Source organism: Thermithiobacillus plumbiphilus, from assembly GCF_038070005.1.
Classification (GTDB): Bacteria; Pseudomonadota; Gammaproteobacteria; order Acidithiobacillales; family Thermithiobacillaceae; genus JBBPCO01.
The window spans coordinates 15936-35182 of sequence record NZ_JBBPCO010000009.1 but is presented as its reverse complement, the minus strand read 5'-3'; the positions used below and the strand labels follow the sequence as shown (position 1 = coordinate 35182).

The window sequence follows — 19247 nt, the reverse complement described above, 5'->3', positions numbered from 1 at the left end:
TCCCTGCCTTGCCAAGCACTCTCAAAAGTGAAACATGATACATCAAAGATCGAGATCTAGGCGATCTGGCGCTCATCGATGCCGAACTCATCCTTGAAGCGAATCCCTAAACCCGGCCACATGCGCCTTCAAAGCCCGGAAGGCCACGCCACGGTCATCGCCCAGGAGGAAGGCGCGAACGCCCTGCTCCGTCCATTGTTCCAGTTGTCCTGGCTGACGCGGGATGGCGCAGAAGGGCACATCGAAACGGCGGCAGGCGTTTGCAACACGCGCTATTGCCGCTTGTACCCGCGCGTCCTGGGCCTGGCCCGGCACGCCATAGGACTGGGACAGATCGATTGCGCCCTCCAGCAGCATGTCGATGCCCTGAACGGACAGGATGTCATCAATCGCCTCCACCCCCGCCTGATCCTCGATCATGAGGACCACCATGATCTCCGCATTGGCGCGCGCAAAGTAGGTCGGCAGATCAATCGTGCCAAATCCCGTGGTGCGGCCCCCGCTGATGCCGCGCATCCCCAATGGATGGTAACGGCTGGCCTGGACCGCCTGTTCGGCCTCGGCGCGACTGCGCACATGCGGGATCACCACCCCCTGGGCGCCGGCATCCAGGGCGCGCAGGATCATGTCGTGCCCGGCGTGTGGCACCCGCACCAAGGGTGTGATACCAGCGCACTCGGCGGCACGGATCATGTTCTCCATGGTCTCCGGATTCACGCAGACATGCTCCATGTCCAGGATCACGAAGTCATAGCCCGCGTAGCCGAGCATCTCGACCAACAAGGGCGCCGGCATGGAATTGAGCAGGCCAAAGGCCGTTCCGCCTTCGCGCAGGGCTGCCTTGAGCCTATTGGTTTGCAGCATGGCGCTGCTCCTCGATGGGCAGATAGATCTGCGCCGGATGCGGGTGGCGCAGGAAGTCATGATGGGAGATGTGCCAGGCATAGGCTCCGGCATAGGGAAAGAGCAGCAGGTCCCCGACCCTCAATCGCTCCACCGGCGCATCGGTGGCCAGCACGTCCTTGGGCGTGCAGAGCTGTCCGACCACACTCACAGCGGTATCCCGGACTTCGCGGCGGACGAAGGGATAGGGCCAGCGCGCCACCGGCAGCACCTCAAAGGGATGGCTGTGCCCCTGGGCATAGGGCGTGCGAAAGTGATGCGTGCCGCCACGCCCCACCACGAAGGTGCGTCCGAGGTTTTCCTTGATGTCAAGTACTTCCATGACATAACTGCCGCAGGCAGCGCTCAGGTAACGGCCCAGCTCGAAACGGATGCGCCAGCCGGTCATTTGTTCGCGCTCGATCAAGGGCCCCAGACCGCGGCTGAAGGCTTGCCAATCAAACTGCCGCCCCGGCTCGCGATAATTGACGCCGATACCACCACCAACGTTGATTTGGTCAATATCAAGCCGATAATCCGCCTGCCACTGACGCACCTGGCGGAAGTAGCTTTGCAGCAGCTTGAGATGGGCCTCGGCATCGAGCTGATGCGAGAGCAGATGAAAGTGAAAGCCTCGCAGGCGCAGCTCCGGATGATTCCGGAGCCAGTCCAGTGCTTCCGGCAGTTGCACGGCATCGATGCCGAATGGCGTCGCCCGCCCGCCCATGGTCAGCGTGGTCGCGGGCAGATCCGCCAGGGCCAGATTGATGCGCAGCAGCACCGTAGCCCTTTGGCCGCGCTGCCTGGCAATCCAGGCGAGCCGCTCGAGTTCGCCCAGGCTTTCGACATGCAGATATTCCACCTTGGCGCACAAAGCGGCTTCAAGTTCACTGTCCGTCTTGCCCGGCCCCCCAAAGACCACCGGAGTGGCTGGAAAATGCCCGCGTACCCATTCCAGCTCGCCGCCCGAGGCCACTTCAAAACCGTGCACCAAGGGTGCCAGAGTTTGCAAAATCGGCAGGTCCGAGTTGGCCTTGATGGCGTAGAAGAGCTCGCAGTTGGCCGGCAAGGTTGCCAGCAGACCTTGAGCATGCCGGCGCAGGGCTTCCAGGTCATAGATATAGGCGCAGAAGGGTTCGGCAGTCTCAGCTTGCGCCTGCTGCGCGGCGATCCGGATGCGATCGAGATCGAGCCTCATGCCACCCCTCCCCTGGCCAACAGCAAGGGATTGGGCAAGGGCACATAGCTCACCGCCCGGTCCGGCCGCTTGAAAAAGCGGTTGATGAGATTGGCCTTGGCAGGCAGGGGCTGGCCCGCCAGCAGGGCATTGATGCGCCGGGCGGAAGTGGCATCGCCGAAACGGGTCTGGTAAGCACGCAATTGCTGGCCCACCACCGCCCAGAGTCGGGCCTCCAGGGCCGGCCGCCCACCCGAGAGCTGGGCGACGGCCTCGCAGATGTTATTGACGAAGAGGCAGTAGGCAATCCGGTTCCAACCCTGATCCTCGCTGTACCAGAGCGCCTCGCGGGCGCGCTCGCTCAGCTCCGTCAAACGCTCGGCCGGGAAACGCCCGGGCACCAGCTTCACACCCTCGAAATCGCGCAGGAAAAGCCGGGTCGGGCGCGCATTCTGGACACCGATGAGGACATTCTGCAGGTGCGGCTCGAAAATGAGCCCATGGACGAAGAAGCAGTACAGTACCGGGTGCAGGATCTGTTCGATATAGGCGGCAAACCAGGCCTCGGCGGCGGCATCCCGGGACAGCCCTTTCTGTGCGGCGAGTGCCTTCACGAAACCATCGACCCAGGCCTTGCCGACGGACTGGTTGCCAAACAGCGCACCGGCCAGGATCGGCGTCACGCCGGGATCTAGCAGCGTTTGCAGGCCCTGGCGCAGGATCATGCCGAAACCTTCCGTCACCGCCTGATTGGCTTGCCGGTCGGGATCGCGCAGATCCAGTGACTGATAGGCCGGCTCTTCCATCAGGCGCAGGCTTGGGAAGCGGGCCGCGAGATCCGGCTGAAGCCCACGCAGGATGCGCGTGACCGCCAGTGCGCCATCCAGCTCGTAAATCGCGTTTTTGCGGACGCAGTTGGTGATGCGGACCTGCAGCGACAACTTGTAGAAATAGGGGTTGCCCGGCTGAAACAGGGTGCGGATCGACGAGGTGGGGAAATAATCCGCTCCCTGCGGGCCCAGGTCGCGCAGCAGATCGCGGGCGAGTGCGTTTTGTACCAGTGGCTGGTCAAGCAGATAACGCCCCTGCCAGGGGTGCACGGGCAGCAGGGCAAAGTCCGTTGGGGGTTCCAGTTGCGCGTGTTCGGCAACCAGGGCGTCGCAGCTTTGCACCAGCAGCGAACGCTGCACCAGAAGCTCGCGGCGCACCGCAAAATAATGCAGCGGAAAACGCGCCTGCAGTTCCGGCGAGTACAGCGGCAGATCCGCCTCGCTAAAGCCCTGCCGGCTTTTCGGCGCGGGGTGGAAGGGATGCCCGTAGCGCAGCAACTGCTCGGAGTGAAGAAAGGCAGCCAGTGGCTCGACCGGGATGGATGCAGCTGGTTTGGCCAGGATGGCCTGGGTGACTGCAACGCTATCGCGGATCTGGGCCAGCAGTTCATGGTTGAAGGGCTGATCGTACTTCAGCGACAGATCCTGCAGGAGCAGGGTCGCGAGCGTCTCCCAGGCCAGCGGCGTCCAGGGCCGGCCCGGGGTTTTATGGTAGGCCTGGGAGCTATACCGGTAGTTACCCGTCAGCGAGACCTGTTCCACCACGACCAGCAGACGCGTATCGACGCGTGGCAGCAGGATGTGCATGACCTGTCCGTCTTTGAGCGCCGGGCGCAAGGCCAGGGGCCAGTCATTCTGCCCGAAGCGCGGACCGATACTGACCTGCCCATCCGGGCTGGCCACCTCGCGGCAGTAGCAATTGAGCAGGGTTTCCAGACCGCGCTGGCCGGCTTCGCTTTCTGTCGAAAGCCTTTGATAAATACTTTGCAAGGGATTTTCCGCCATTATGTCCTCCTCTCAGTCCGGTACGACACAACGCGGCCGGACAAGTGTTTGCACAACGAGGTAAAAGGCTGCTGCCGCAATCACGGCGGCACCGATGAAAAAGGGCGCACGCAGGTCCAGGCCCTGGACCGCGAAACCAGCCGCAAGCCCCGCCAGCACGCCACCCCACTTGGAGCTGCTCTCAAACCAGCCGAAGGTCTTGCCGGCGTTTCCGCTGTGCACCAGCCCCGCAATCAGGCCATGCAGCGCAAGGTAGGCCATGGTCAATCCCAGGCCCATCAGCACCCGCCAGCCCACCAGCGCAGTCAGGGAAAAGGCCAGGGCCTGAGCGGCCAGACTGATCCCCAGCAGCACGAAGGCCAGGGACAAGGTGAGCCCAAGCTGGCGCTGACCGAGCCAGCGACTCAGCAGGCCCGCGCCAAGCAGATACACCAGATGCGGCAGGCCAAAGAGCAATCCGGCCATGCTCGCCGATAGCCCCGCCACGCTCTGCTGGCCAAAAGGCACGAAATACGGGAAGGTGATCACCGTCGCGAACACGAAGGCGAATTGCAGTACAAAGATTTGCAGGGCGCTCAAGGCCGCCGGTGCGACTGGCTTGCGCTGCGTCCGGGCTGCGGCTTCATCCGTGGCTGTTTCACCTGGCAGCAACCAGATCAGCAAGGCTGACAGCAGGGGTAGCAAGGCCAGGTAGCGGTATAGCTCGATGGGTGAAGACATGCTCATGAAAAGCCCCAGCACCAGCGGCGCCAGCACCAGGGCCGCGCGCGCCGAACCCTGCATCAGGGTCAGGCCGCGCGTCAGGGCCTGGCCGCGCAGTACCGTGGCGAGATAGGCATTGGAAGCCCCGAAGGTGCCTCCCAGGAGCCCCTGTAGCGCCAGGGCGACAAAAAAGACCAGGATGCTTTCGGCAAATCCCGCCAGCAGAAAGCTGGCCGCCAGACCCAGTTGCGCACGCACCAGCATGGCCTTCTTGCCCATCCGGTCGGCCAGGGCGCCCCACCAGGGGCTGCTCAGGGCGGTGAAGAGGGTCGGCAACACGTAGAACCAGCCCACCAGATAGGCCGCTTCGCTGTGCAAGGACTTTTGCAGGATCAAGGCAAAGAAGGGCGGCATGCCCAGTGCTGCGAAGGCGGCCGTGAAGTGCCCCAGCAGGATGACAGCGACCGTCCCGCGTTGTCCGCCCGTCATGGATGCCTCAGGAAGTTCGGCGCGCTCTTGCCGTAGAACTTGTTGACGTCCGTCGCGCCCGTGCTTTCCTTGCTTTCGAGACTGGCGGCGCGCAGCAGATACTTGATATACAGCCGTTCGTCTTCGAGCAGGACCTGCCGCGCCAGATCCACCGCTTCACCCTGAGCGGCCAGATCATTAAGCACCTCTTCGATCCTGGCGCGGACCTGGCGATAGAGATCCTCACGGCTGACATACCCGGCAGCCGACAGGCCCTCTACCAGCACAGCGATATTGAGTTGCAGGGTGATGGTGCTGAACATCTGCGCCAAAGGCAGGGCATCGCTGACCACGATGCGCCGGTCCTGCAGGTCGTTCAGCCTTGCGGCCAGATCCGGGCAGGCCCGGGCAAGCCGATCCGCCCAGATGCGCCCGGCGTCATTGTCCTTTATGAGCAGGCGCAAGCCTGGCGCCTCATCGGAAAGCACCAGCACCGAGTTCTGCTGATTCGATTCCAGGGCCATGCCGTAACGCACCCAGAGCAGCAAATGCAAGCGCAGGGTCAGATCGAGATAGTCTGCAAAAAAATCCAGCACCCGGCCGGCATAGAAGCGCTCCGCCAGCGTCTCGAAGACACTCTTGCCATCCGGCGCAGGCGCGAGCAGGGAGGCCACCGAGACCAGCGTGCTATCCGCCAGGCCATCCGGATAACGGCGCAGGATGAAGCCCAAAAAGGGCTTGTGGGCCACATGCGCGCCGCGGCTCTCGTCGGTCAGCAGCAGGCGCCCGTTGAGACTTGATTCGCGGGAGGCAATGGCGCCGAGAATGTCCTGCAGCAACTGGCCATCGGCAATGGTGCTTGGTTTGATGGTGCGTATATTGCGCGCCCCCAGCGTGCGGATGGTCAGAGGCAGCTTGACATGCCACTGCGGCGCGTCAGCGAGCACCAGCGTGCGCACCGAGAGCGTCGGTTGCACTTCCATATACGCCCGGGGCGCGGGAATGACGCTATCCTGTAGTCCGCTCTCGGCGAGAAAACCCGCCAGATGCTGCTCCCAGAGAAAGGGATGCACCGGGATCAGCGCATGACTGGCGGCCAGAAGCGGATTCAGGCCTAGCTGCTGAAAGTCCGGCCAGATGTCCGGCAGGGGGGTATCCATTCCCTGATAGAGATCCCTTGGAACGGCCAGCCAGCGCAGCTTGAAGCGTGGCGCGGACTCCGGCGCATAAGCTGCCAGATCATGCGCATCGAAGCCCAGCTTGGCGCGCGCGGTGGGGTAAAAGGGGTGATCGAGAAAGGCGCCGAGGCGATCGTAGTGCAGCAGTCGTCCGGCCCAGTCCCGCCCGTCCGGCACGTGCACACCCGAATCAAACCAGCTCGCCTGCTCCGCCGCGCAGAACTCACCGTGCGCCACGGCGGCGGCGCACTCCTCCTCAAAGCGGTCGAAATCGGCGTTTTGCGCGGTATTCATGCCCTGGCGGAAATAGGCCAGAATGGCGGAAAGCTCGCGCAGGTATTCCAGCTCTCCTGCCCATTCCAGTACCACAGGCAGGGTGCGCAAGCGCCAGTCCTGCATGAAGCTGCAGGGCTGCACCGGCAACCATAAGTGCCCTGTGCCGAGTTGCGGGAGCAACAGCCAGGCGCCATCCCGCAGGCTCGCCGGCAGATGCCGAGCGAAAGGCAAGGCCATGCCCTCGACAACCCGCCCCTGGCTCATGCAGCCGCGAACATCCTCACGCAACAGCGCATCCACCACCCGCCGGCAGATATGATCGGCCTGACCGGATCCAGTATTCACCAACAGTACCGCACTCATGGCCGGATCTCCCAGTGCAGCCCCGCGCTGATCCGGGTCATGGCTTCGTCGAGCAAGGCCGCATTCGGGCCCACGCCATGCAGCACGCCAAGATAATCCTTGTTGGAATGTGTGAGCGAAATTCCATCACCCGGACGGCGCATTGACTTGTAACTGAGAATCATTTCTGACTCATCATAAAAAAATGGCTCGGGTGCATGATGAAGCTGCCCGGCCTCTTGTGCCGGGAAATAGCGGATCGCCGCCGCGCGCGTTCTGGTTTGCAGTTCCGGCAGAGCCTCACCCAGATGCAGGCGCAGCACTTGCTCGAAGTACGGCAGGCCCAGGGCTTCCTGCAGCAGGAAATCCCGCCCGTCGCCAATGCTGCGATAGTTGATCTCGATCAGGCGCGGCCCCTGAGCCGTCAGCACGAATTCGGTATGGCAGGCGCCAAAGCCCACGCCAAAGCGCGTAATCTGGTCCAGCACCATGTGCTCCTGCGCGGGCGTCAGATCCCTGCCCCAGCGAGCCTCCAGTTCGACAAAATGTGGTGGTGGCGAGAGTTGAACCCTGAATCCGCCCAGATGATGGACCCGCTGGCCGTCACCCAGGGTTTCCAGGGTATATAAAGGCCCTTCCAGATACTCCTCGATCAGCAGCACCTGACCCGGTTGCACCTGCCAGACTGCCTGGCAATAGGCTTCAAGTGCGCATCGATCCGGCGCGAACTGCACCTGCTGGCTGGCCACGCCCTCGCGCGGTTTGACCACGCAGGGGAAAGGCGCCACATCGAGAATGCCCTGGAGACTGGCCGCATCCCAGGCAATGCCGTGCCAGAGCATATCCACGCCCTGCTCGGCCAGGTGGCGACGCATCTCCGCCTTGTTCTTGGCCCGGTAACACACCCGCCAGGCCTTGCCCGGCAGGCCAAAATAGCTGGCTGCCATCGCCGTGCTGGTCTGCAGATGATCGCTATTGGAAAAGATGGCGGCCGGCCCTTGCTTGCGACGGCTGATGGCCTCGATCACGGCCACGGGATTGAAAACATCGCAAGCCTGGATCTCATTGGGATAGACAGTCAGTCCGGGCTGACTGAAATGCTGTCGATAGGCTTCGGCGTGATCCGTCAGGAGTACTACGGACAGGCCCAGTGCGTTGGCAGCGGGAAGAAAGCCTTCATTGACAGAGGGGGTCGGGACGTGAGCAATGAGAATCATTTCCTTCATGAAATTCCTCCAGGGAACGCATTACGGAATACTATAAAGGGCTGACAGACACTCGCCTGCCAGCCCTAGCTTGGCGATCAGATATTCACGCCTAGTTTCAGCAGATAGGACCTGCCGAGGCCTGGCATGCGGCCAAAGCTGTAGTCTACGCCGCGGAAATAATAATCCTCGTCGAAGATGTTGTTCACGCCCAAGCCAATTTGCATTGGCGTGTTGTTCAGACGGAAATCCTTGCTGACCTGGGCATTCCAGAGCCAATAGGCGGGAATTTCGCCCGCTGACCCCGAGTCATTTTCAGTTTCGGTATTTGCTGCATCGGTGAATGCCGAGCTGAAATAGGAGCCGTTCACATTCCAGTTGAACGTACCCGCGCGATAGTTCGCCATGGTGGTGAACTGATGACGCGAGGCGAAAGGAAGATCCTTGCCTTTATTCTCACCAGCGGACAACTGCTCCGTATCCAGATAGGTGTAGCTTGCCTGTAGGTCCAGCCCGGCCAGCGCGGCCGGCGACCAGTTCAACTCAGTCTCCACGCCCTGATGCCGTGCTTTACCAAGATTTCGGAAACTCCCCGCATTGAGTTCAATTTTGTTATCAAAGTCAAAGCGGAAATAAGTCAATGTGGTATCCAGCCCCCGAACAGGGGTCAAGCGCAGGCCTGCCTCATAGTTGTTCGCGCGCTCGGAAACAAAATCTCCACCGAGGGCGATATGCACAAACTGAACCGGGCGAAGAGATTCGTGATAATTGGCAAATACAAACAGCTTGTCACTTGCTTGATAGCCGATATCGAGTCCGGGCAGCCAATCCCGGGTTGGATTGCGGTTCTCTGCTCCGTTGTTGTTATTCCGAAAATAGAGATTCACTGACTCATAGCGAACTCCTGGCGTAACCTTCAGCCGATCATTCAGCAGACTGAATGTGTCACTCGCGAAGGCAGCATAAGCATTGTTCTCAAAACGCCGGTCCTGGGGAACAGTATAAGCGCCTGACGACAGATCGCGCCGGTCCACAACATAGTCCACTTCTTCACGCATGTAGCGCGCACCCAGCATGATCTTCTGCTTTGCACCGGCATTCAGGTTGAAGGTGTAGCGCGGCTCCGTTCCAAATACCCAGTAATTGCGAGGAGAGGTCAGGACAGCATTTGCGGGAGTGCTTGCCATGCCTCCAGCTGGTACGGATGCAAACCCGAAGATTCGCTCACTCCGGTGCCCGAAATTCGTCCAGCTGAATTCACTCTGGTTGGCGAAGGTTTTATTGAAGACCAGACTGCCGCGTACCGTATCGCCCTTGAAGAAATCATAGGGACGGGTGGACTGCTCGCGATCCTGCTCATAGGCTTCTGGCGTCAAGGCTCCCGGCAGTTCGGTATCGGCATCATAGTATTGCAACCGACCCTTGATCTCGGTGCTGTCGGACGGGAACCAGTCGGCGTCCAACATGAGGTTGTTGACCTTGGTATCGGAATGTTCGCGGTAGGACTGGCCATCGATGCGGTTGGCCATGAGCTGAATGCCGAAACGGTCGGAGACGAAGCCGCCGACGCGCGCAAAGGTATCGGTCAGCACATGGCCGTTTTCGGAGATCGTGAGATTTTCCCTGGCGCCGATGGTCATTTTCTGGGGGATGGGCCGGGTGATGAAGTTGACCACGCCGCCGACGTTGTTGGGCCCGTAATGCACCGCCACGCCGCCGCGCGCCACGTCGATGCGATCAACCGTTTCCATGGTCAGCGGGAACAGGGACATGCCCGTCTGGCCGTAGGGTGCGAGCGTGACAGGGATTCCATCAACCAGAATCATCGTCTGCTCGGTGCGCATCGGATTCAGACCCCGAATCCCGATGTTGGGCAGGGTGCCCACCCCGGTCTCGTCGCTTGTGCGCACGCCGGGCACCAGGCGCAGGGCGTCTTCCACGGTGCGCGAGCCGGACTGGTGCAGCTCGGTTTCGGTGACGACATCGCGCGCGCCGGGATAGGTCTTGACCGACTTTTCGGTGGGCACCCCGAGCCAGTCACTCGACACAGTTACGGCCTGCAGGCGGGTAGAGCCTTCTGCCTTGGTCGTGTTCTGTGCCTGGGAGGTCTGGACTTTCTTGTCGTCTGTTTTGCTGCCTTCCTGCCCATAAACAGGCATTGCGCCCAGGGCAGCGGAAATCGCGAGAGCTAGCGGGGTGGCCACACGGGTGGCAGGCTTGGAAAATACGCGCACGTCAAAATCTCCTGGTCATGGCACAGTCAAAATTCTTGTTGGCTGGCTATCCTGACCCAGGAGGGCGGAGTGGCTGGCTAGTGGCCGGATCGCGGCCGATTATTTTGTAAGAATCAGTTTCCCGTTACGGGTGAGGCGCAGACAATACAGCTCGCCCTGGTGCTCGATGAGGAGCTCCTGAGTCTTCGCAAACAGGGTGGCGGTACTCAGGTTCGGTCGCCGAGACGACGGTGCAGTGACTGGATTGGATGGCTTCATGTCGCTGGCCGGGTTTGCAATGTTGTCGTTTTTCATCTTGCCTCCGATGCGCCACACCCTACACCAAATGCGAATCACTATCAATATTATTCTATTCGTATGAAGGGAAATGTCCAGCCAGAACACAGACAGGGCCCGCCAAGGCACCAGGAATAGTAGTTTACTGGCCGGCCAGGTTGGCTGCTGGCGCGGCAGAGACCAGGGCAGCGGGATCAAAGTTCAGGCGTGCCCAGAGCGGCAGGTGGTCGGAAGCGATGCGTGTCAGCGGCGTATCGTGTGGGCGCAGTTCCGCCAGGGCCAGTTGCGGTTGCACCCAGATTTTATCCAGCGCCAGGCAACTGGCCCGGGCCGGGAAGGTGCAGTGGTTCGGCGCCTTGCCCAGCCGCGAGTTGAGCCAGCGCAACGGCCTCCCCCAGGGCGCCCACTCATTGAAGTCTCCCAGCAGCACCAGCCAGGAGCTGGGTCGCTCATCGATGACCTGCAGGATGCGCTGGACCTGAAAGCGCCGTTCCGCTGCCCCCAGCCCAAGATGGGTGGCAATCACCCGCAAAGTGTGACCATGAATATCCAGCTCGGCATCGATCAAGCCTCGCGGTTCCCGTGCTGGCACGCTGAGGTCCACCTGTCGTACCGACAGAATCGGGTGGCGGGTAAGCAGGACATTGCCGAAATGCCCGGTATGGCGACTGATGGTATGCCCCGCCACCGCTTCCATGCCGGTGGCGTGCGCCAGATAGTCCATCTGCATGGATTCCCGGTGAAGGCCGGGGCGGGAATCCACTTCCTGTAATCCGATGAGATCCACGTGCATGTCACGGATGACTTCGGCAATGCGGCCAGGCTTGCATAGCCCATCACGCCCAATGGACTGATGAATATTGTATGACGCGATGGATAGTTGAAATTTGCTCTGGCCTCGTACGGCCGTTTGCAGCTCAGGCATTCGGTCGACGCTCCAGAGCAGCCTCCTTCTCATGTCCCTCTCCCTTGTCGAGCCAACGACGCACCCAGAGCACCGCAAGTCCGATGGCCAGCGCCACGCCAGCCAAAAACGCAATGCTTTTGGGGCCGGGGTGGCGAATGACATGCATCAGGCTGCCGCCGAAGGCGGAAATGGCAAGGATCCCAGGCGCCATGCCCAGCAGGGTGCCAATCATGAAGTCCAGCAGGCGGATATGCGATGCCCCGGCCATCAGATTGACCACCGAAAAGGGCGCCACCGGGACGATGCGGACCAGGGCAATGGCCAGGATTCCGCGTTTTGCCAGACGCTGGCTCAGGCGTTTGAGCCGCGATTCCCCCAGCCTTTGCAGCGCGTCCCGACCTATGGCATGCCCGACACCGAAGGTAACGGCAGCACCCAGCAAGGAGCCCGTCAGCGCATACAAAAACCCCCATAGCGGGCCAAAGGTGATGGCCGTGGCGACGATCAGGAGGCTCACCGGCAGCATGACCAGGCTGCCCAGCACATAGGTGGCAAGCACGATGGCTGGTGCCAGGGGATGATCGGCAAAACTAGTGGCAAGGCGGACCAGCTCACGCACATTGAGCCACTGCCCAAGGGGCGTCCAGTACCAGGCTGCAGCCAGCGCGGAAAGTGCAAAGAGCAAGATGGCCGATTGCAGCAGCCGGCGATTGCCTGTGGAGTGCAGTTCCTCTGGTATGACGCGCTTCACGACTTCCTCCGGAACCAGGGGTGTTTCCGGATCCAGAAGATCCGCCTCCGGCACGAGATGATCCAGCGACTCCGGCAGTTCCACATGCAGTGGGGCCAGGCTGCGTGCCCCGCCCGAGAGACTTTCCACGGCGGCAATCAGCGAGCCTTTCTCGTGCAGGCTCGCCGCCACCCGCTCGGGACCGATGCCCAGATGTTCACCCAGCAGACGGTTGCGAAAGCGTTCGATGGCCGCCCGGATATCCTGGCGATCACCCGCTTCGAGCGCCAGATCGCACTCGCTGTCAAAGCGCATGGAACGGTTGCTCATATTGGCCGAGCCCAGCCGCAACATGCTGTCATCAACGATCAGGACCTTGGAATGCAGGCCCAGGCATTTTTCGCCAAGGCAGGGAATTTTCGGGTAGTAGACGCGCAGCCGGCCATGTTGATCGGCCTCCTCCAGGCGGCGCAGCACGCGGGCGCGCAGCACGCCCATGGTGACTTCCTCCAGCCAGCCGGACTGCTTCTCGGGCAGCACCATGACCACTTCCGGGCCTTCAGCCTCCTGCAGCCGCCGCGCCAGGGCATCGGCCAGCAGGGAGCTGGTGAAATACTGGTTTTCGATGTAGATCCAGCGCCGTGCCGCGGCAATCAGATCCAGATGCAGGGATTCCACCTCGGTGATCAGCGGCTGCGTATCATAGGCCGGGGCCGTGCGCGCGATGGCAATCGTGGCGTCCCGCAGATCGACCGGCACTCCCGCCGGCCAGAGATCCGGGTTGCGGTGGCGGGGCGGCGCGAGCTGCTCGCCCGTTGCCCGCAACCAGCGTTCGCGGGCCAGGTCACCGAGGCTGGCAGCCACCTCGCCCTGCACCATCATCTGCACGTCGTGGAAGGGTGAATAAGGCTCGCCGGCAGGATCTACCCGCAGGGGATTGTTCACCTCGTGGCTGGAGGTATCCCAGCGGCGGATGGTGAGGTCCAGTCCCCCCACGAAGGCGATGCTGTCATCCACCACCACGATTTTCTGATGCTGGGACGCACCTACCGGATGTTTGCCGTCCAGATGAAAATGGATGCGCCGATGAGTCCGCCAGCCGAGCTTAAAGACCGGGAAATGCTCGCGCTCGAAGAGATAGATCATGGCGTAGTCCCAGCCGAGCAGGTGGGCGTGCAGGCCACGCCGGCGGGATACCACGGTATTGAGCAGATCACCCAGATGCGGCGGCAGGCCGGCCGCATTGTCAGCCGCGAGAATCCGGGTCCGGCTGTCGATGTCCCAGCCGATGATCAGAATGGATTCCCGCGCCTGGGCCACAGCATCGGCAAAGGCGGAAAAATAGGCATCCGCGTCCACCAGAAAGGCGGCCTGGCTGGCCTGCGCCTTGCGCCAGCAATTCTTCCCCGCTACAAGCACGGGTGATTCATGCGCCTGGCTGACTTCGGGCATAGGAGTTCCTGACAGATCCGGGCGCGGGGTTCCCATGGACTGCCGGCAAGCCGCCGATGGGGGAACAAGCCGACGGCTAGCGGTCCAGGATCAGGGGCGGCACGCTGCCGAAAGGCCCCTGAAGGCCGGGACGACCGGCCTTGACCACGACGATGCCGGTAGGACTGACAGTGTAAAGCTTTGCATCGGCCTCAGGGTCGAACCCGATCCGGGTGTCGGCCTCCAGCACATTGTAGCGATCCACGATGGTGCGCCGGAGCCTGCTGCCGCGCTTGATCCGAACATAATCCATGATGATGCAGTCCTCGATCTCGACATCTTCTTCCAGGAAGACCTCGCGCCGGATCACGGAATTGCGCACCTTGGCACCGTTGATGACCGTGCCCCCGGCAATGATGCTGTTTTCCACATCTCCGCCGATGAACTTGGCGACCGGACCCTGATAGTTGCTTGAGTAGATCGGCCAGTGCAGGTTGAAGACATCGAAGCAGGGCTTGAGACCCATGACATCCTTGTGGGCGTCGAAATAGGCCTCGATGGTGCCGACGTCCCGCCAGTAGGCCTGCTCCTCGTAATCACGGGTGCCCGGAATGACATTGGTGGAGAAGTCATAGGCAAACACCCGGTGGCTCTGCAGCAGGCGCGGCAGGATGTGGTGGCCGAAATCATTTTCGCCGCGGCCATGCGCGGCCTCCAGAGAGCTGATCAGGGTGTCGCAGTTGAAAAGATAGTTGCCCATCGAGGCAAAGCTGCGATTCGGGTCATTGGGCATCGGCGGCGGGGCCTTGGGCTTTTCCAGGAACTCGCGGATGCGTCCGTCCCCTTCAGCGGCAATGATGCCGAACGAGGATCCCTCCTCGCGCGGCACCGGCAGGGCCGCAACCGTGACATCGGCCTCGCTTTCGAGATGAAAGCGCACCATCTGCTGCACATCCATCCGGTAGATATGATCGGCACCAAATACCGCAACGATGTCCGGACGGTGCTGGTAAATGAGGTTCAGATTCTGGTACACCGCATCCGCCGTGCCCTGGAACCAGTCGGACCCGGCCCGCATCTGCGGCGGCACCACGGTGATGAACTGCCCCGGCAGGGTCGAAGGCACCGACCAGGCCCGGCGCACATGCTCGATCAGGGACTGGGACTTATACTGCACCAGCATGTAAATCGCATTGATTCGCGAGTTGATGAGGTTGCTCAGCACGAAATCGACGATCCGATAGCGTCCACCAAAGGGCACCGAGGGCTTGGAACGCTCGCTGGTCAGGGGATAGAGTCGCTTGCCTTCCCCACCGGCCATGACGACGGCCAGGATTTTGGGTGTTTTCATGCGCATCCCCAAGGGTTTGTGAATGGGATATCAGTTAGGACAAGGCCGAAGCCATGGCGTTCGGCCCTGCTGCCCATGTTCCGACTCTTTTCCTAGACCAAGAGAGCGCTCGAAGACTAACGCCAGGAACGTTGACCCGGGCTGAGCCTGTTGAGGAAGACCGCCGGGTAACGACACGGACTGCGGGTCTGCCGCACCGCTTCATACAACCAGCTAGCCACATAATAATAGCCTTCCTCATCGGCGTAGAAGGCGATGTCTTCCCAGTCATCACACTGGTCGATGGAACGGGCCGTGCTGGAGCAATCAGGCAGGTTCTGGCGCAGTTCCTTGAGCTTTGCTTCGGTTTCTGCATAGAGATCCATCTTCTCCCCCCCTTTTTTTGGATGGTAAAAGATTGATATCACAAACTGGCATGTGCCGGACTCGGCCTTGGGGCGGATCGGGCGGGATATCCCCAGAGTTTGTGGATAAAGCTGGGGACAGTAGGACGAAAGTCTGATTTGGCCAGCCGGCAACCTACCGGCCTAAAAAATAGGCAGGCGAGTGCTCAGGAAGACTGGCGCGCATCTGCCGCTTCAGGCAGGGTGAAGTAGAAGGTGGCGCCCTGGCCAACGGCGCCTTCAGCCCAGATCTCGCCGCCATGACGGTGGATGATGCGCTGTACGGTGGCCAGCCCGACCCCCGAGCCCTCGAATTCCTCCTTGCCATGCAGACGGTGAAAGGGCTCGAACAATTTGTTGATGAACTGCATGTCAAAGCCGGCGCCGTTGTCGCGCACGAAATAGGCGCGCATGCCCTGCACCTCGATGGTTCCGAACTCGATGCAGGGTCGGGGCTGCTGGCGGGTGAACTTCCAGGCATTGCCGATGAGGTTTTCCAGAACCAGACCAATCATGTCCGGGTCGCCCTGTCCATACACACCCTCCATGATCCGCCACTCAAGCTTGCGAGCGGGCTCGCAGCGCTGCAAGCGGTCCAGGATTTTCTGCGCCATGGCGCTCAGATTCAGCGACCTCGGTTGCAGCGCCTGACGCCCGAGGCGGGCCAGATTCAGCATGGTGTCAATGACATGCCCCATGTGCTGGCTTGCCGCCCTGACCCGCCGCAAATAAGCGGCCCCCTCCTCCCCAAGGCACTCACCAAAATCCTCCAGGACCACCAGGCTGAATCCATCGATGGCCCGCAGGGGCGCGCGCAGGTCATGCGACACCGAATAGCTGAAGGATTCCAGATCGGCGGTCCGCTCGGCCACGCGCTGCTCCAGCGTGGCGTTCATCTGACGGATGGCATCTTCCGCCAGCTTGCGTTCGGTGATGTCTTCGGCGGTGATGATGCTGGCAATCCGATCCCTGTCCATGACAGGTGCGGCACTGAAGATCACATGACGATGGGTGCCGCCCTTGCGCTGAATCACCAGTTCCTGGCGCAGCACCCGGCCACCCTTCAGAACCTGTTGAAACAGCGCCTTTGCCCGTAGCTGCGCACCATCATCGAACATCAGGGTGAAGGGCGCCTTCATGAGCTCCTGGCGGCTATAGCCGGTCATCTCCTCCATGGCGGGATTGAGCATCAGAAAGCAGCCGCTCTCATCGACGGCGAAAATGGCATTACTTGCGTTTTCCATGATCTTTTCACGCAGTAAGTGCTCTGCCCGCATCGCCGCTTCCGCGTTTTTATATTCGGTGATGTCTTCCACCAGGGCCATGGTATAGGACGCATTGCCGTCCGCATCGCGCACCATCGACACGGTCACCCGTCCCCACATGATCTCGCCGCCCTTGCGCAAATACCGCTTTTCCAGCTGGTAACTGGGGATCTCGCCCTTGAGCATGCGCGCCCGCAACGCCAGTTCGCGTGGCAGGTCCTCGGGATGAGTAAAGTCCCGAAAGGTCATCTGCTGCATTTCCGCCGCGGTATATCCCATCATCTCGCAGAAGCGGTTGTTATACTGCAGGAGATTGCTGTCCAGATCCGCCAGGGTCATGCCAATCGCGGCCTGATGGAATATCGCCCGGAACCGTGCCTCGCTGATCCGCAGGGACTGCTCTGTCTGCCGCGCCTGGTCATAAAGCTGCAGATTATCCAGGATCAGTGCCAGACGCTTGCCCAGATCCTCGGCAATGCCAAGATCCTTTGTCTCAAAGGGGACCCGGCTTTCGGTACGGAAAAAGCACAGGGTGCCGATCAGCCGTCCGCGGGCCAGCAAGGGTATGCCAAGATACGAGCGGGGCCGTAACTTCTGCACCAATGGCGACAAGCCGGCCCCGGTCTGCTTCCGATCGAACTGCTCGGCATCGAAGCGCTCGATCAGCACCGGCTGGCCCGAGGCCATCCGCTGGTGCTCGATATAGAAATCCTGGGCGCTGGCCTGCAAGCCGGCCTCGATCTCCCGGGCAACAGCGGCATCAGCCCCCCGGTGCCCCACGACAAAGCGCGGTTTCTCCGACCCGGCCAGACCGATCACGCACCAGTCGCAGAGCTGCTCAACGGCCAGCCTGCAAAAATCCCGCATGCCACTTTCCACGTCCAGGGCCTCGGTCAGCACGGCACTGGTCCGGGACAGGAATGCATGTTGACGCTTGTCCCGCTGGCTGGCCGTGAGTGCCCGGCGCAGGCGATGGGCCAGCCAGATGATGAGCAGGCTGGTGGCGGTGAAGCTGGCCGAGCGGGCCAGCAGTTCACGGACTTCAAAAAAACCGAAGGTGGGAAAGAAATACAGATTGAGGGCTACCAGACTACCTGCCAGTGCCAGCAGGCCCGGTTTCCAGCCCCCCAGCAAAGCACTCAGGATGACGCCGGCCAGAAAGGATGAGAGCAGCGTATTGGGGGTGAGCAGCGACCCGACAAAGGAATTGATGATGATGGCCAGCAGTATGAGCAAAACTGCAAGCAGATAGTCTAGCCACCTTGTGCGATGTTCCTGGACGCGGAATATCATGGCCTTACTCCGGATAACACCCAAACCGGAAAAGAGGAAGCAGGCACATCAGCTCCGGGAAATCCCTCCTGTCATTCTGACTCGATCGGCAGGAAGCACTCTTAAGTAAAGCACAAAAAATCCCGCATGCGCGGATTTTTGATGGTGGATCAAGCATTCTTCACGCTTTCATTATATTATGTCATTCAGTCACTTGCATTGCCACATCTACTTGTATTGCCACATTCCGCGTTCACCTTACGATCACTTCTCGCCTACAATCATAAGGAGTGATAAGGATTTCCGGCATTTCGGCCAGCCCGGGATCGACAACCCACAGCCGACGCCGGAGGAAAGGATCAGCATGAAAACACGTCAAACAATGTCACCAGCGCTTCTGGCCACCGCCCTCCTGGTCCTGGGACCAGGCACGGCACAGGCGCAGGACCCGACCAGACAGTGCCTTGCCGCCCTGGAAAAGGAGCAGTTCTCCCGCGCCCTGACACTGGGCAAAAAGGCCGTCAAAAACTCTCAGGGCGGACCGGCGGCCTATCTCTGCCTGGGCCAGGCCGCCTATCAGGCGGGGGATCTCAAGACCGCCCTGATTGCCTTCCAGGGGGCAAACCGTCACGCCAGGACCCTGGATGAGCGTCGCATCAGCTACAACTGGCTGGGCAAGACCCATCTGCAGATGAGCAATCTGAAACTGGCGCGCTTGTTTCACGAAAAAGAATTGAGGGCCGCCCGGCAACAGAAAAAACGCTCGGCCGAGGCAATCGCCCTCAACAATCTTGCCGTCGTCCTGCAGGAAAGTGGTGATCTGGACAAGGCCATTGCGCTCTACCAGTCGGCCCTCGCCCTGCAGCGAAACCCGACAGAAATCGCCAGTGCCTACAACAACATCGCCTCGATCTATGCGATGCAGCAAAATTATTTCAAGGCCATCAGCTTTTTGCGCCAGGCCCTGGACATCTTTGAAAAGCAGGATGATCGTAACAAGTGGGCCATGGTGGCAACAAACCTTGGCGACACCTACCGCAAGGCGCAGCAGTACGATGAAGCCGAAACCATCCTGAAGCAGGGCCTGGCCGCATCGCAAGCGACCGGGAACCGCTACTGGGAGGCCAGCGCTCAGCAGTATCTTGGCCTGCTTTATCGCGACCAGGGCAAGCCCGACCTCGCCAAGCGTTACTTTGTTGAAAGCGCGGCCATTTTCAAGGAGATCGATGCCAAGGGCGATTTCGATGAAGTCATGACCGCAATCGCTGCCCTGGGAAGCCAACCACCGGATGACACTGAACAGGTATCTGCCGTGAAATGAGTGTTTGCATGC

At 61.0% G+C, this 19247-nt stretch carries 14 protein-coding genes; 1 reads left to right on the top strand and 13 read right to left on the bottom strand.

Going from position 1 to position 19247, the window contains the following annotated elements; genetic code table 11:
* Positions 1 to 87: 87 nt before the first annotated feature.
* The 13 genes from WOB96_RS09720 to WOB96_RS09660 all read right to left on the bottom strand — a co-directional run bounded on the left by WOB96_RS09720 (position 88) and on the right by WOB96_RS09660 (position 17935).
* Positions 88 to 864 (bottom strand): HpcH/HpaI aldolase family protein, encoded by a 777-nt coding sequence (locus tag WOB96_RS09720; RefSeq protein WP_341371102.1) that lies wholly within the window; start codon positions 862 to 864, stop codon positions 88 to 90.
* Entirely contained in the window at positions 848 to 2080 is a 1233-nt protein-coding gene (locus WOB96_RS09715) for a type III PLP-dependent enzyme (RefSeq protein ID WP_341371101.1), read from the bottom strand. The genes WOB96_RS09720 and WOB96_RS09715 overlap by 17 nt, the downstream gene beginning before the upstream one ends.
* Positions 2077 to 3894, bottom strand: coding sequence for an IucA/IucC family protein (locus WOB96_RS09710; protein ID WP_341371100.1), 1818 nt, complete (start codon positions 3892 to 3894; stop codon positions 2077 to 2079). Before WOB96_RS09710 ends, WOB96_RS09715 begins: the two co-directional genes overlap by 4 nt.
* A gap of 12 nt (positions 3895 to 3906) precedes the next feature.
* Positions 3907 to 5085: an MFS transporter gene (locus tag WOB96_RS09705; RefSeq protein WP_341371099.1), complete on the bottom strand. Its 1179-nt coding sequence runs from the start codon at positions 5083 to 5085 to the stop codon at positions 3907 to 3909.
* Entirely contained in the window at positions 5082 to 6881 is a 1800-nt protein-coding gene (locus WOB96_RS09700; protein ID WP_341371098.1) for an IucA/IucC family protein, read from the bottom strand. Before WOB96_RS09700 ends, WOB96_RS09705 begins: the two co-directional genes overlap by 4 nt.
* Positions 6878 to 8086, bottom strand: coding sequence for an ATP-grasp domain-containing protein (locus WOB96_RS09695; protein ID WP_341371097.1), 1209 nt, complete (start codon positions 8084 to 8086; stop codon positions 6878 to 6880). Before WOB96_RS09695 ends, WOB96_RS09700 begins: the two co-directional genes overlap by 4 nt.
* 77 nt (positions 8087 to 8163) lie before the next feature.
* Positions 8164 to 10299, bottom strand: coding sequence for a TonB-dependent receptor family protein (locus WOB96_RS09690; protein ID WP_341371096.1), 2136 nt, complete (start codon positions 10297 to 10299; stop codon positions 8164 to 8166).
* 99 nt (positions 10300 to 10398) lie between these two features.
* Positions 10399 to 10593 carry a hemin uptake protein HemP gene (gene hemP, locus WOB96_RS09685; protein WP_341371095.1) on the bottom strand — a complete coding sequence of 65 codons (195 nt, stop codon included), beginning with the start codon at positions 10591 to 10593 and terminating at the stop codon, positions 10399 to 10401.
* A 124-nt stretch (positions 10594 to 10717) separates the two neighbouring features.
* The gene (locus WOB96_RS09680) at positions 10718 to 11500 is read right to left on the bottom strand and encodes an endonuclease/exonuclease/phosphatase family protein (protein ID WP_341371094.1); all 783 of its coding nucleotides are present in this window, start codon (positions 11498 to 11500) and stop codon (positions 10718 to 10720) included.
* Positions 11493 to 13664 (bottom strand): VTT domain-containing protein, encoded by a 2172-nt coding sequence (locus WOB96_RS09675; protein WP_341371093.1) that lies wholly within the window; start codon positions 13662 to 13664, stop codon positions 11493 to 11495. Before WOB96_RS09675 ends, WOB96_RS09680 begins: the two co-directional genes overlap by 8 nt.
* Before the next feature lie 76 nt (positions 13665 to 13740).
* On the bottom strand, positions 13741 to 14994 hold the full coding sequence (glgC, locus tag WOB96_RS09670) for a glucose-1-phosphate adenylyltransferase (protein WP_341371092.1): 1254 nt from the start codon (positions 14992 to 14994) through the stop codon (positions 13741 to 13743).
* A gap of 116 nt (positions 14995 to 15110) precedes the next feature.
* Positions 15111 to 15359, bottom strand: a complete 249-nt coding sequence (locus WOB96_RS09665) for a hypothetical protein (protein ID WP_341371091.1) — start codon at positions 15357 to 15359, stop codon at positions 15111 to 15113.
* Between the two features lie 185 nt (positions 15360 to 15544).
* Positions 15545 to 17935 carry a PAS domain S-box protein gene (locus WOB96_RS09660; RefSeq protein WP_341371090.1) on the bottom strand — a complete coding sequence of 797 codons (2391 nt, stop codon included), beginning with the start codon at positions 17933 to 17935 and terminating at the stop codon, positions 15545 to 15547.
* A gap of 361 nt (positions 17936 to 18296) precedes the next feature.
* Between WOB96_RS09660 and WOB96_RS09655 the strand changes: the two genes are divergently transcribed.
* Entirely contained in the window at positions 18297 to 19235 is a 939-nt protein-coding gene (locus WOB96_RS09655) for a tetratricopeptide repeat protein (protein ID WP_341371089.1), read from the top strand.
* The last annotated feature ends 12 nt before the right edge of the window (positions 19236 to 19247 follow it).